At 58.9% G+C, this 13,993-nt stretch carries 9 protein-coding genes; 4 read left to right on the forward strand and 5 right to left on the reverse strand.

Annotation, left to right across the window (positions count from 1 at the left end; all coding sequences use genetic code 11):
• Positions 1 to 392: 392 nt before the first annotated feature.
• Entirely contained in the window at positions 393 to 1,751 is a 1,359-nt protein-coding gene (locus tag GSQ80_RS13445; RefSeq protein ID WP_158788106.1) for an ethanolamine ammonia-lyase subunit EutB, read from the forward strand.
• Complete coding sequence (gene eutC, locus GSQ80_RS13450; protein ID WP_158788107.1) at positions 1,748 to 2,518, forward strand: ethanolamine ammonia-lyase subunit EutC; 771 nt, start codon at positions 1,748 to 1,750, stop codon at positions 2,516 to 2,518. Before GSQ80_RS13445 ends, eutC begins: the two co-directional genes overlap by 4 nt.
• On the opposite strand, the gene GSQ80_RS13455 is transcribed toward eutC, so the two are convergent.
• The 4 genes from GSQ80_RS13455 to GSQ80_RS13470 form a co-directional block, all read right to left on the reverse strand.
• Positions 2,515 to 3,135, reverse strand: coding sequence for a response regulator transcription factor (locus GSQ80_RS13455; RefSeq protein WP_158788108.1), 621 nt, complete (start codon positions 3,133 to 3,135; stop codon positions 2,515 to 2,517). The genes eutC and GSQ80_RS13455 overlap by 4 nt on opposite strands.
• On the reverse strand, positions 3,132 to 4,268 hold the full coding sequence (locus GSQ80_RS13460) for a sensor histidine kinase (protein WP_158788109.1): 1,137 nt from the start codon (positions 4,266 to 4,268) through the stop codon (positions 3,132 to 3,134). The genes GSQ80_RS13455 and GSQ80_RS13460 overlap by 4 nt, the downstream gene beginning before the upstream one ends.
• A 30-nt stretch (positions 4,269 to 4,298) precedes the next feature.
• Positions 4,299 to 5,105 (reverse strand): ABC transporter permease, encoded by an 807-nt coding sequence (locus GSQ80_RS13465; RefSeq protein ID WP_158788110.1) that lies wholly within the window; start codon positions 5,103 to 5,105, stop codon positions 4,299 to 4,301.
• 72 nt (positions 5,106 to 5,177) lie between these two features.
• Positions 5,178 to 6,137: an ABC transporter ATP-binding protein gene (locus GSQ80_RS13470; protein WP_158788111.1), complete on the reverse strand. Its 960-nt coding sequence runs from the start codon at positions 6,135 to 6,137 to the stop codon at positions 5,178 to 5,180.
• A 557-nt stretch (positions 6,138 to 6,694) separates the two neighbouring features.
• On the opposite strand from GSQ80_RS13470, the gene GSQ80_RS13475 reads away from it, so the two are divergent.
• Positions 6,695 to 10,624: a carboxypeptidase-like regulatory domain-containing protein gene (locus GSQ80_RS13475; RefSeq protein WP_254059630.1), complete on the forward strand. Its 3,930-nt coding sequence runs from the start codon at positions 6,695 to 6,697 to the stop codon at positions 10,622 to 10,624.
• 163 nt (positions 10,625 to 10,787) lie between these two features.
• The gene (uxaC, locus tag GSQ80_RS13480) at positions 10,788 to 12,170 is read left to right on the forward strand and encodes a glucuronate isomerase (RefSeq protein WP_158788112.1); all 1,383 of its coding nucleotides are present in this window, start codon (positions 10,788 to 10,790) and stop codon (positions 12,168 to 12,170) included.
• Between the two features lie 176 nt (positions 12,171 to 12,346).
• On the opposite strand, the gene pabB is transcribed toward uxaC, so the two are convergent.
• The coding region (gene pabB, locus GSQ80_RS13485) for an aminodeoxychorismate synthase component I (RefSeq protein WP_158788113.1) at positions 12,347 to 13,993 on the reverse strand (1,647 nt) is incomplete at its 5' end.

Consider the following 13,993-nt stretch of genomic DNA (forward strand, 5'->3'; position numbering starts at 1 on the left):
GCAGCGTGAGCGGAGCAAAGGTTATGCGCGGATCGTAGGTAGAGCGGGGCGACATTGGAGCCTGCGCGGCGGAGGGATTCGCAAGCGCGATTCCGAGCAGTGGAGTCAGCAGAAGCGGTACGAGGCGGTGCGATCTGTTCACGGGTGTGTCTTCTTTCCTGATAAATGCCGCAAAGCTAAATGAAGTGCCACTGTGAAGGACAGATACAGGAACGCACTCACGATAATGTCGATGATGATGCCACATAACGTAAGAGTGTATAAGGACAGTCTGGAAATTGCCGTTAAGACGATCCGCGGGCCCGATGATAGATGCGGTCTTATTGATGTCCAAAGCCAGGGACCTGCTTACTGGTAAACTGCCTTCATCGATTCGTCCGAGACGCGATCTCATGCTTTTGCGGCAAAGCATTAACGGTGTCACCTATCGTTTTGATGGGCTGAAAGAATTGCTCGCGAAGGCCACGGCTGCACGCTCAGGGGATGAGTTGGCGGGTGTCGCCGCTCAGAGCGCGGTGGAGCGTGTGGCCGCGCGGATGGCGTTGGCGGATTTGCCGTTGAAAGCATTCGTCGAGGAGCCGCTGATTCCGTATGCGGAGGATGAGGTCACGCGGCTGATCTTTGATCGTCACGATGCACCTGCGTTTGCCCTGGTGTCGCACTTGACTGTGGGTGGGTTTCGGGACTGGCTGCTCTCGGAGTACGCTACGGGGCACACGTTGTGCGCCCTTGCTCCGGGTCTAATGCCAGAGATGGTGGCTGCGGTCAGCAAGCTTATGAGGGTCCAGGATCTGGTGGCGGTCGCGCGGAAGATAGAGGTGGTAAGGCGGTTTCGCACGACGGTAGGGCTGCGCGGCCGGCTCTCGACGAGGTTGCAGCCGAATCATCCGACGGATGACCCATTAGGGATTGCTGCGGCAATGGTGGACGGGCTGCTGCTGGGCTCGGGCGATGCCGTGATTGGGATCAACCCGGTGGCCGACGATGTAGCAAGCACAGGACGGCTGCTGCGGCTGATCGACATGGTGCGCACGCGGTATGCGATCCCGACGCAGAGCTGCGTGCTGGCTCACATAACAACGCAGATGGCCGCGATGAAGCAAGGAGCTCCCGTGGACCTGGTTTTTCAATCGATTGCAGGAACGGAAAAGGCAAATACTTCGTTCGGCATCAACCTGGGAATTTTGAAGGAGGCGAACGAGGCGGCGCGCGCGTTGAGGCGCGGGACAGTGGGCGAGAACGTGATGTACTTCGAGACGGGACAAGGCAGCGCGCTCTCGGCGAATGCTCACCACGGCATCGATCAACAGACTTGCGAGGTGCGAGCGTATGCGGTGGCGCGCGCTTTCGATCCAATGTTGGTGAACACGGTGGTGGGGTTCATTGGGCCGGAGTATTTGTATGACGGTAAGCAGATTTTGCGGGCAGGGCTGGAAGACCACTTCTGCGGCAAGCTGATGGGACTGCCGATGGGATGCGATGTCTGCTATACGAATCATGCGGAAGCCGATCAGGATGACATGGATTCGCTGCTGACGCTGCTGGGTGCAGCCGGTGTGAACTACATCATGGGCGTTCCTGGAGCGGACGACATTATGCTGCAGTATCAGTCGACGTCATTTCAGGATGCGTTGTATCTGAGGGAGACGCTGGGGCTGCGTCCAGCACCTGAGTTTGAGGCCTGGCTGGCTGGCGACATGCCACGACAGCTGGGCACACCGATGCAAGTGCAAGGGATTGCCGCGTCATGACGGATACGGGTGTGAAGCGGGCGGCGCCGAACCTGCGTTCGTTGACGGCCGCGCGAGTTTCATTGCCAATGAGCGGGCACAGTATTGCGACGTCGGAAGTGCTGGAGTTTCAGCTGGCGCATGCGCAGGCCCGCGACGCGGTACACGCCGCGTTGGATACAGAGGCATTTGCAAGACGTTTACGCGACGAGCTTCCAATGCTGGCAGAACAAGGGGTTGAGGTGTTGACGCTACGGAGTTGTGCCGTCGATCGAGCACGCTATTTGCGCCATCCGCAGAGAGGACGGTCCCTCGATGCAGCGTCGGCGGCGGTCTTGAAGTCGATGCCATGTGATTTGGCAATCACCATCGCGGACGGCTTGTCGGCATTGGCAGTCGAGAGGAATGCCGTTCCGCTGTTGGCGGTGCTTTTACCGCGAATGGCGAAAGACGGCTGGACGATGGGACCTGTGACGGTGGTGCAGCAAGGGCGCGTAGGCGTTTGTGATGCGATTGGTGAGAGGTTGGGGGCGAGGTGCAGCCTCATTTTAATTGGAGAACGGCCGGGACTTTCTGCTGCGGACAGCATGGGGGCTTATTTGACATGGCAGCCGCGGGTCGGCCGGACGGACGCGGATCGGAATTGCCTCTCCAATATTCGGAGTGGTGGATTGAACGTGGAGGAGGCGGCGGAGCGATTGATGGGGTTGATGAAGACGGCGCGGACGATGAAATTGACGGGCGTGGCGTTGAAGGAAGGAGCAGGCGCTTCCCTGCTGGAGGGTTAGAGCCAGCCGCGGGTGCGGGCAATGCGGGCGGCGTCGGTGCGGTTGGTGGCGCCGAGTTTTGCGATGGCCTCGGATAGGTAGTTACGGACGGTGCCTTCGGAGAGGCGGAGATCGGCGGCGATTTCTGCGGAGGAGCGACCATCGCCAGCGCGCTGCAGGATCTGACGCTCGCGGTCGGAGAGCGGGTCGGGATCGGCGGTCCAGGCTTCGGCGGCCAGTGCGGGATCGATGGCGCGAAGGCCAGAGTGAACGCGGCGGATGGCTTCGGCGAGTTCTGAGGCGGGCCGCTCTTTCAACAGATAGCCACGAGCGCCGGCATCGAGTGCACGGCGGAGATAGCCCGGCCGGGCGAAGGTGGTAAGGATGATGACGCGGGCGCGGGACTCGGCGAGATTGAGGTCCGAGGCTAATTCGAGGCCGGTCTTTTGAGGCATTTCGATGTCCGTGACAATGACATCGGGCGAGAGATCGCGCGCTAACTTGAGGGCCTCGTGGCCGTTCGCGGCCTGCGCAACGACGGTGATGTCGGGCTCAAGATCGAGGAGGGCGGCGAGCGCTCCGCGGAGCATGGTTTGATCCTCGGCGAGAAGAACGCGGATAGAAGTGGTGGCGGTCATGAGGCGGCGGGCTCGCGTAGGGGAAGCTCGATGAGAAGACGAGTGCCGTGATCGCGTTCGAGGAAAAGATGACCGCCGAGCGACTCGATGCGTTCCCGCATGCCGCGGAGACCGTTCCCTTCTCGGCTGATGGCATGCAGGCCGTTGTCTTCAATGACTAGACGGCGATGATTGTCTTCGGTAATGAAGCGCAGGTTGCATGTGGTAGCACAGGAGTGCCGAACGATGTTGGTGACGGCTTCTCGGAGGGCGAGGGACAGGGCGATCTCTTCCGGGGCAGAGAGGTTGGCAGCACTCGTGACCGCGGAGTCGAAAATGAGGGTCACGCCAGCGGCATCGAGGGTCAGTCGCGCGGCTTCGATTTCGGCGCCAAGGCCGCGGGCGCGGTAGCCACCAATGGCTTCGCGGACTTCCGCTAGCGCGGTACGGCCGATGCGTTCAACATCGGCGATCTCGGCGGCCGCGCGAGCATGATCATTGGGATCCTGGCGGTGGATGAGTCGACTGGCGAGTTCGGCCTTAAGGACGATCACTGAGAGTGTGTGGCCAAGCACGTCGTGGAGATCGCGGGCAATGCGCTCGCGCTCTGCGACGGCGGCGAGGGCGAGATTCTCATCCAAGGCGGCGCGCAGCTGACGCTCGGCGCGGCGTTGCTGCGCGAAGAAGACATTGCCGCCACCGATTACGGTCATGAGAAAGATCGCGAAGAACGCCTGGGACCAAGGGATGCGGAGGAAATTGGGCGCAGAGTGGAAGATGGCGCCTTCGATCAGAACAAGGGTAACTTCGACAAAGAAGAGCGACAAGACCTTGCGCAGGGAGACGAAGGTGAAGGGCAAGAACGCGGCGGCATAGACGAAAAAGGTAGATCCGCCTTGGTTCCATGGAAAGCTGATGAGGCCAAGAGCGAAGGTGGCTGCGATCATCCAGAAGCGGGCCGGATGGCCTTCGTCCACAGCGCGGATGTAGCCCCACATGATGCCGACGAAGGCAAAGAATACGGCGAGGGTGCCGAGCCATAAATACCTCGACGGCTCGAGGATGGGGCCAATGAAGAGGAAGCCGGTGTAGGCAAACCACACCCATGCCCACCTATTTTCACGCTTCCTCGAAATGGGTTCGTTCGCTGTCATATGCCTTCCAGAAAAGTGTACGCCGAACGGTTAGGAGTTTTGCTCGAGGCGGCGGTACGCGAGCGCGGCAACACCCAGCATCACCAGCGTGAAACCGAGCAGACCGAACCAGTGGCTTATGGCGCTCCCCGCGCTGGCGTAACCGAAGGTTGCTAGTACGAGTTGCGAGAGATGATAGGTGGGCAGAAGAAGAGCGAACTTCTGAAGCACATGCGGCAGCATCATGATCGGAATCCATAGGCCTCCGCAGAAACTCATCGGGAGATAGATCATGTTGATGACTCCGGGCGCTGCGTTGAAAGGAACAAGGAGCGCAATGACCATCCCAAGGCAGGCGAATGGGATAGTGCCTACGAGGGTCAGGGCCATCATTCGGGCATACTCGGATGGTGTGATCGAGACGTGGGCAATGGTGATGCCCAGGAGCGTGAGCAAAGTGACGATGATCAGGCCGAAGACGACTGCGGAACAACATTTTGCGACAACGTAAGCGAACGGGGGCATGGGACTGGCGCGCTTGAGCTCAAGCCAACCGGTACTCAATTCGCTCGCAAGGCCTCCGCCGATGCCGAAGAGCGATGCGCCCACCATGCCGAATACGGCATAGCCGGCGAGCATGTATTTCGCCACCGATACGCCGCCGATATGCTCGCCACGGTTCATAATTAGGCCGAAAAAAAGATAGAAGATAACGGGAAAGCCGATGACGGCGAGCGAGAACGCGCGGGTGCGGAGGAGGCGTACAAACTCGAAGCGAGCTTCCGTGAGGAAGATGCGTAGGGTGCGCGCGAAGGAGTTCGAGCGAGCAGCGGGGAGGGTGAAGGCGGTGGCAGACATTGCGGGCTCCTTGTAGTTGTACCTTCTGGGTTCGGTTCGTTCTCCGCAACCGCTGAGAACGGCAACGGATCACTAGTTGCTGGTTAGGGCCAGGAAAGCGTCTTCGAGGGCTGGGCTTTGGACTTCGAGCGAGTGGAGGTTCTGGTCGAGAGCGAGCAGTTCTCGAAGAGTGCGCTCGGGTTCAGTGCTTGAGATGACTGTGACGCCCGCAGTGAGTTCAGCGGCCGTGACGCCGGGGATGGACAGAAGAGTTGAGTTGGAAACTTCCGTGACACAGCGGATGATCTTTAGCGTGCGGCTGGTGCTGGTGCCGGTGGTGGCAGCGCCAAGAGATTTCACTTCGGCGGGCGTGCCTTCGCAGATCACGCGGCCTTTGTTGATAACGACAATTCGGTGGGCAAGAGCATCGGCCTCTTCAAGGTAGTGGGTGGTGAGGAGCACGGTCTTGCCGCGGGCGGCCAGTGAGCGAATCTCAGCCCACATTCCCCGGCGCGCTTCGATATCCAGGCCGACCGTGGGCTCGTCGAGGAAGACGAGGTCGGGGTCACCGGCGAGGGCGAGGGCGAAGAGTGCGCGCTGCTTCTGACCGCCGCTGAGTTGGCCGAACATACGAGACTCGATGCCTTCGAGACCGGCGGCGCGAACCAGGTCAGCGTAGGGGACGGGATTGGGATAGTAGCCACGAAAGATGTTGATGTGCTCGCGAACCCGGAGCATCTCGGGAGCCTTGCCAACCTGCAACATAACTCCGGTACGGAGGCGCGTGGCGGCGTGACGCGGGTCAGCGTCGAAGATGCGGACAGCGCCGCTAGTGGGCGCACTGAGACCCATGAGGAGCTTAACTGCGGTCGATTTGCCGGCTCCGTTTGGGCCTAAGAGGGCCACTATCTCTCCGCGATGCAGTGTGAGCGAGAGGTCGTCCAGTGCGAGCACGCCATTGGCGTAACGCTTGGTGATATGAGAAAGCGTGGCAACAGCAGGAGAGCTAGTGGTGAAGGGGGTCGCTTGGATGGGATCGAGGACTGCGCTCATTGGGAGTCTCCTAAGTGGCTGACTGATTACAAGAGCGAGTATGGAAGAGGGCTGGGGCGAACGGCAGTGAGGCCCGTCAGCAAAGAGTGGTGACGTTTGTCATGAAAGATATCGACGCAGGCACGCAAGGATTTGTTGGTTTTTCCACGGAAAATTCACATGTCGTCTCAATTTGCTTTATGCGCGAGACGTTTTGGGCTATTCTCTCGATATCGGCTCAGAAAGTTAGACGGTTCTCCACACCGGTTTGCCGGAGTTAGTTTCTTTAACCTACCGAGACCGTCCCGCACGATTTGCAATAAGCAGTCCAGGCAGCGCTCTACCCCCGAACACCCTTTTGGAGGCAACGCAGTGGTCCATCAAAACTGAACGGCAAGTTTGCATCCAGCAATCGAAGCTAAACCGATTCTCGGTTTCTACAGAAGTTTCTTACAACTAGCGGGCCCTCCAGATAGCAACGTCCTAGCCATTGTCGACGGCGCGGCGGATGCAGTGTCGAAGTATATCGACAGGCAGGCAGCGCTAACGGTGATTCATCTTCAGGAGGTAGTGCATTGGTGTATTTGAACAGCAAACTCTCAGCCCTCGTTCTAATTTTTGCCGCGATGCTTTGTGTCACCTCTCCGGCGTTCGCGCAGCAGACGCTTGGAGGTATTACGGGAACAGTAGTTGATCCCGCTGGCAGCGCGATTCCAGGGGTGGAAGTAACGGCTACGTCGGATCAGACGAAGCTGGTGCGTACCACCAAGAGCAGTGGAACGGGCAGCTATGAACTGTTTGACTTGCCGATTGGCACCTACACAATCACGTTCGCGCTGAACGGCTTTACGACGGAGCGGATTCCTGGGATCGACGTGCAGGCGGATCGCACGATTACGCTGCCGGGCAAGCTGGCGGTGGGGTCGGTGTCGGAGTCGGTGACGGTGGAATCGACGCCGCTGCTGAACGCGACCGATACGACGAATGGCTATGTGATGGATAAGGCACAAATCGAGGCCATCCCGCTGCCAACCGGGTCAGTGCTTGGCGCGGCGATTCTTTCGCCGGGCGTGAGTGCAGAGCTTCCGTCTGGCACAGGGGCCAACTCTGGACTGGGCAACCCTCCCATTTGGGCGAACGGTCAGCGTGATACGAGCAACAGCTTCTCGCTCAATGGTGTTGACGCCAGCAACCTGTTCAATGGTAAGAGCACCAGCGATGTGGGCTCGGCACGCGTCATCAACAGCACCGGCGTTTCGACGAGTGACGGAGCGGGCGGCGTGATTCAGAGCGTTGCGTCGATCTATCTTTCCATCGGCAATTCACTTCCGTCGCCACCTCCACAGACGATTGACGAGTTGCGGGTGAATGCGTCAATGTATGACGCGCAACAGGGATCGACCTCAGGCGCGCACATCGACATGAGCACGGCTTCAGGAACGAATAATTTTCATGGATCTTTGTTTGGACGCAGAGGCACGAACTGGATTAACGCTGCACCCTTCTTTTTCAAGAACGACCCCGGCATTCCCGAGAACATGAAGAACCCGGAGCTGCACCGGTACTTGGTGGGTGGCACGTTCGGCGGCCCGATTATCAAGGACAAACTGTTTGGGTTTATCTCGTACCAACACTTGCAGGTGTCGGATCAGGAGATTGGTGATTCCTTCCTGGCCGTTCCCGTTGGACTTTCTGACAGCACGCGCACGGCCGCGGGATTTCAGACGATTGTGAGCGCTCAATATCCGGATTCGCCGCCGGCTTACATTGACAACACCGCGCTCGGATTGTTCAACTCGCCTGCCCTGCCGGGTGAGCCTGGCAAGTGGCTGATCCCGAATGATGGTCAAGGAAGTGGTTGCGGATCGAGCTGCATGACACCGACGCATCCTTTCAACGCGTTCCTTCCGGGAACAGGCCGGTTCAAGGCCGATATGGCAGTCGCGGACGTTGACTACAATGCGACCAAGAAGGATACGATCGCGCTCAAGTACTACTACCAGCATGATCCCACCCTGGCGCCGTACTCACTTTCCAGCGTGCCGGGCTTTACGGAGCACCTGGATTCGGGCGCGCAGGTGGCCTCGATCAATAACACGTACCTCGTGAAGCCGAACCTCAGCACGCAAGAGACATTCGGTTTCATTCGGGAGAAGATCTACGAGACCAACGAGCAGCCGTTCACGCCCGAGGCGATTCCGGCCGGCTCGCTGGGCAATGTATCGATCAACGAGTTTGGATCAACGTACTTCCCGGGCGTTTCGATTGTGAATGTGCTGGGCAATGAAGCCTACGACCTCGGTTTGCCGGGTACAGGCATTCTTAATATTGGACCGAACGCGGAAGGACAGTCGTCCAACACTGGCGTATTTCAGAACCGGTTCCAACCTTCGGGCAACGCCATCTGGTCGCTGGGCAAGCACACGCTTACGTTTGGCGCGAGCTACAGCTATACGCAGTTGAACACGATCGACAAGCGCCCCGGCACCGGCACAGTGGCAACGGACGACTTGAGTGCTTTCGCTCAGGGTTACGTTACGCCCGGTAGCTCGTCGACGGCATTTTATGTGAGCTCGTTCCTGCAGGGCGATGCGAACCGGTACTATCGGGCGAACCAGCTTGGAACATTTGCCCAGGACAAGTTCCAGATCACACCGAACCTGAGCCTGACGGCCGGCGTGCGATATGACTGGGATGGCGGCCTGACGGAGAAGTACGGACGCATCTTCAACTTCGACTTCCCGAACCCAAACAATTCAAGTGATCCGAACGCATACCAGTACGATGAGGGAACGGACACGATCACACAACCAGGCTTCATTATCGCTGGCAACAATACGAATGGAACGAAAGGCGTAAGCAAGACGACCTTGACGGGACGGCAATGGGGTATTGCGCCCCGGTTGGGGGCAGCATGGCAGCCGGCGATGTTCCACTCCAAGGTGGTCGTGCGGACCGGATTCGGTATGTACTACGATCGGGGTGAGCTATTCAGCTACTTCTCGCCGGGCTACGCGATCGGCACCGTGACAGGTGGACCCTTCGGCGTAAACCAGCAACTGCCGTTTGTGACGGCACAGACGTGCCCAGTGCAAAGCCTGTATTCCTATTACATTCCCACCTGCGGCGGTGGCGGCGGCACCACACCGCCCATCACACCGCCAACCGCGGCCACCGGCAACCTGGCCAATCCTTATACCAACGTTCAGTCGGCTCCGCCATCCAACCCGCAGTCATCGGATCTGAGCAAGTATCTGCCGAATATTGCCAGCATTAACGATGGCGGTCAACCGATCTCGCTAGGCGTCTACGATCGCGCCAACAAGCTGCCGTACACGTACAACTACACGCTAGATATTCAGTGGCAGCCACGCAATGACCTGTTGCTCGAGCTCGGATACGTGGGCAACGTCGGCCGACACCAGGTAATCCCGGTGCCCTTCAATCAGCCGGGCATCGCTTCGCCAAGTCACCAGATCCATGGCGAGAGTTATTCGTACGGATATAACGTGCAGGGGGCGAACCTGCCTGACGGCACGGGATACGACTACGACTATGAAGGCGGTAACATCGACCATCGCGTTCCGTACATCGGATACGCGGCGGAGTCCATTGACTACAGGGCGGCAGGCGTGGATGCTTACAACGCTCTCACGGCTCACCTTGAAAAGCGCATGAGCCACGGTTTCCAGATTGCAGCCTCTTACACGTACTCGCATGCACTCGACGAGCAGAGCGGATTGGGGCTGTTCTATAACGGCAACAACCCGCTGAACCTGCGCGATGGATATGCGTCAGCCGACTTTGATCGTACGCATGTGATCAACTTCAACTATGTGTACCGGCTTCCGGATTTTGTGCACCATCACAATGTGGCGAGCTACTTCACAAATGGCTGGTCGCTGGTCGGTTTGACGATCCTGCAAAGTGGCCAGCCCTACAGCGTGATCGACTTCAGCGGCGCGGTTGGCAGCATCTACTATGGCGTAAGCAACGGCATCACGAACCCAATTGTGCCGCTTGCAGCCGGATGTACGGCCAAGAGCGCGAAAACAGGGCTTTCCGGCGCCTTTGGCGACGAAGCCCTGAAGTCCTCCTGCTTCACGATTCCATTACTCCCGGCTGGAGGCCTGAACGGAGCAGTGCCGACGTCTGATCCTTATGAGAACACCTTCACGACCGGGCAGCGCAACATCTTCCGGCAGGCGTTCCAGAAGCGTTCGGATGCTTCGCTCGTGAAGATGACGCAGTTTACCGACCGCTATAGCCTGAAGTACACATTCGACGTATATAACCTGTCGAACACCAGCAGCTTCGACGTGCCGGGCAACGAGGTTTCGCAGAACGAGAACTACAACGGGTTCCCGGAGGCAGGAACGCCGGTGCTGCCAACCTCCTGCGACGCGAGCAACGAGGGTTTCTACAACTGCCCGGGAGGACTTGGCGTAGTTTCACATACCATCGGCAGTGCGAGACAGATCCAGATGTCGTTGCAGTTGACGTTCTGATCCTTTTTGAATATCCACCATGGGAGGCCGCGATAGCGGCCTCCCATTTGTTTTTACGTCCGCAGGACTTTGTGAAGCCGAGTGATCTTTATGTTTGTATACTTTCCGTGTTGCTCGCAGATTCCAGCGGGATGCATCCGAGATAGAGAGTGAAGTACACGTCATGCTGATCCATGAAGACCGTTTGTTTCCCGCAGAACCCGGCGTGCGAAAGATAGCCAGGGCGCTTTATGAGCAGGTACGCGCGTTGCCGATCATCAGTCCGCATGGACATACACAGGCGGGCTGGTTTGCGAAAAACGAGGCGTTTCCTGATCCGGCCAAGCTTTTTGTGCAGCCGGATCACTATGTGTACCGCATGTTGTATAGCCAGGGCGTTTCGCTGGAGGATCTGGAGATTGGGCAGGCGGAGATGAAGGATCCGCGGGGAGTTTGGCGCATTTTTGCCAAGCATTATTACCTTTTTCGGGGGACGCCTACTCGAATTTGGCTGAATTTCTGCTTTCAGGAGCTGTTTGGACTTGAGGAGCGGTTATCGGATAAGACGGCCGATCACTATTACGATGTGATCTCTGAGAAGCTGAAAACAAAGGAGTTCTTGCCGCGGGCATTGTATGAGCGGTTTCAGCTTGAGGTGTTGGCCACTACTGATTCTCCGCTCGATTCGCTGGCGGATCACGAGGCGATTCGGGAGTCGGGATGGAAGGCCAGGATTTTGCCGACGTTCCGGCCGGACTCGGTGGTGGACCCGGATTTTGATGGATTTGCTGGGAATATTGCGCGTTTGGGTGGGCTGACGGGGGAAGATACCGGTAGCTGGAGCGGGTATTTGGCGGCTTTACGGGCTACGCGGGTGCGGTTCAAGGGGTTGGGGTGTACGGCCACGGATCATGGGCATCCTACGGCTCGGACGGCGAATCTGGGGGCGGCGGAGGCGGCGGAGCTGTTCGGTAAAGTGTTGAATGGAAAGGGTGATGCGGAGCTGTTTCGGGCGCAGATGCTTACCGAGATGGCGCGCATGAGTTTGGAGGATGGGCTGGTGATGCAGATCCATCCGGGGAGTGTGCGGAACCATAACAGGATTATTTTTCAACGGTATGGACGGGATACGGGGGCGGATATTCCGGGGCCTACGGACTACGTGCAGACGCTTCGGCCGCTGCTGGATGCGTTTGGAAATGAGCCTGGTTTGTCTATTATTTTGTTCACTTTAGACGAGTCTACGTACAGCCGGGAGCTGGCTCCTTTGGCGGGGCACTACCCTTGTTTGAAGCTGGGGCCGGCCTGGTGGTTTCACGACAGTCCGGAGGGGATGATGCGGTTTCGGGAGAGTGTTACGGAGACGGCCGGGTTCTACAACACGGTGGGATTTAATGACGATACACGGGCATTTCTATCAATTCCGGCGCGGCATGACATGGCGCGGAGGGTGGATTGCGCGTATTTGGCGAGGCTGGTGAGCGAGCATCGGCTGGGGGAAGATGAGGCTGTAGAGCTGGCGCATGCGTTGTCTTATGGGTTGGCGAAGAAGGCTTACCGGCTGTAACTCTGTGCATTTTGTGTATGACATAGCCGCGTTTCGCGTTACGCAGAGGGGTGTTTAGCCTGGTTTCGGATCGTTGATCGGAGAGGTTTCTGGCCTTAATGTAAAGTTTCCTTGACAATTTCTGGCCTCGATGTCAAGTTCGCTTTACAGCGACTTGCCATTAAGTAAAGCTTCCTTTACATCGAGTCGAGGCGCAGCGTTGCCTTGCGGAGACCTCGGACGGAGTTGCAGAGCCAGAGGGTATTTGGGGGCTCGAGGTCGGCGAGGGTGAGGGCGCGCTCCTCGGCTTCGGGGAAGGTTTCGAGGAGGTGGCGGCGCATGACTCCGGGGAGGACTCCGGAGGAGAGCGGTGGGGTTAGGAGCTTCCCTGCTCCTGCCGGGTCGCCAAGTATTTCGACGAAGAGATTGCTGATGGCGCCTTCGGTTAGCTCGCCGCGTTCGTTTAGGAAGAGGACTTCGTCGAAGCCTTCGGCTCGGACTCGGGTTAGCTCTTCGTTGTAGAGGTTGCGGTTGGTGGTCTTGTGGCGGAGGAAGGGGTCGGCGGAGTTTGTGTGATGTGGGCTGAGGGTTACGGTGATGGCGGGAGGGTCCGGCGCTAGAGCGGTGGCCGAGTCGATGGATTCATGGCCGGGAGAGACAACAGCAGATTCCCGCAGGGAATGACAGAAAGAAAAGCAAGTGCCCTGAGGACTGTCGGCGAGGGGCTGCGCGGTGATGGAGGCGGTTCCGTCGGGGACCAGGAGGAGGCGGACGCGGTGGGGGTGGCGGGGGTCAAGGAAGTGGGCGAAGGCTCGGAGTTGGGCTTCTACAGAGGTGCGGTCGCAGAGGAAATCGAAGTAGTGCGCGGAAGACTCCAGGCGATCGAGATGGAGGGGGAGGCGCGCGTAGTGCTGATCAAAGAGGATGGTTTCGATTAGTTCGAAGGGCTGGTGGGTGCGGGTGAGGAAGGAGGCTTTGAGGAGGGCCTCTCGGTGCTCGTCGGCGGGGACGGAGTCGGCGACGATGCCGCCTCCTACGCCCATGTGGGCTTCGTTGTTGTGGAGGACTAGCGTGCGAATGGCTACGCTGAAAGTTGCGCTGCGGTCGGGGGCGATGAAGCCTATGGCGCCGGTGTAGACGCCGCGGGGGTGGGCTTCGAGCTCGCGGATGATTTGCATGGTGCGGATCTTGGGGGCGCCGGTGACGGAGCCGCAGGGGAACATGGCGGCGAAGATGTCGTAGAAGGTTGTGCGGGGGCGGAGAGTGGCGGAGATGGTGGAGGTCATCTGGAGAAGGGTCTGGTAGCGCTCGACTGCGAAGAGGTCGTCGACGTGCACGCTGCCGGGGAGGGAGATGCGGCCGAGGTCGTTGCGGAGTAGGTCTACGATCATGACATGCTCGGCGCGATTTTTTTCGTCGCGCTGGAGTGCGAGGGCGGCGGCGGTGTCTTCGGTGGTGTCTAGGCCGCGGGGCATCGTGCCCTTCATGGGGCGGGTGGTGATTTTGTTTGTGCTGCCGTCGGGGTCCGCTTCGATGCGGAAGAAGAGTTCGGGACTGAAGGAGAGGATGGATTGCGGGCCGAGGTTGAGATAGGCGGCGTAGGCTACGGATTGGTTTTGCGAGAGGGTCGTGAAGAGGGTCGCGGGGGAGAGGGTTGTGGGGAAGGTGATGGCGTCGGTGAAGTTGACCTGGTAGGTGTCGCCGGCGGCTATGTAGGCTTTGATCTTTTCGATGGCGGCTAGATAGTCGGCGTCGGGGATGCGGAGTGTTGGATGAAGGAGGATGGGAGCGCTGGGGGTGGGAGACGCGGGCTGAAAGAGGCGGGGGGGGGGGGCGGGATCGAG

Source organism: Granulicella sp. L46 (assembly GCF_009765785.1).
Classification (GTDB): Bacteria; Acidobacteriota; Terriglobia; order Terriglobales; family Acidobacteriaceae; genus Granulicella.

Excerpts from the sequence above, each read along its gene's own strand:
- GSQ80_RS13470 (WP_158788111.1), bottom strand. The coding sequence starts at position 6,137 with ATGAGCGCAGTCCTCGATCCCATCCAAGCGACCCCCTTCACCACTAGC.
- GSQ80_RS13455 (WP_158788108.1), bottom strand. The coding sequence starts at position 3,135 with ATGACCGCCACCACTTCTATCCGCGTTCTTCTCGCCGAGGATCAAACC.
- GSQ80_RS13445 (WP_158788106.1), top strand. The coding sequence starts at position 393 with ATGCTTTTGCGGCAAAGCATTAACGGTGTCACCTATCGTTTTGATGGG.
- GSQ80_RS13460 (WP_158788109.1), bottom strand. The coding sequence starts at position 4,268 with ATGACAGCGAACGAACCCATTTCGAGGAAGCGTGAAAATAGGTGGGCA.
- eutC (WP_158788107.1), top strand. The coding sequence starts at position 1,748 with ATGACGGATACGGGTGTGAAGCGGGCGGCGCCGAACCTGCGTTCGTTG.
- GSQ80_RS13465 (WP_158788110.1), bottom strand. The coding sequence starts at position 5,105 with ATGTCTGCCACCGCCTTCACCCTCCCCGCTGCTCGCTCGAACTCCTTC.
- uxaC (WP_158788112.1), top strand. The coding sequence starts at position 10,788 with ATGCTGATCCATGAAGACCGTTTGTTTCCCGCAGAACCCGGCGTGCGA.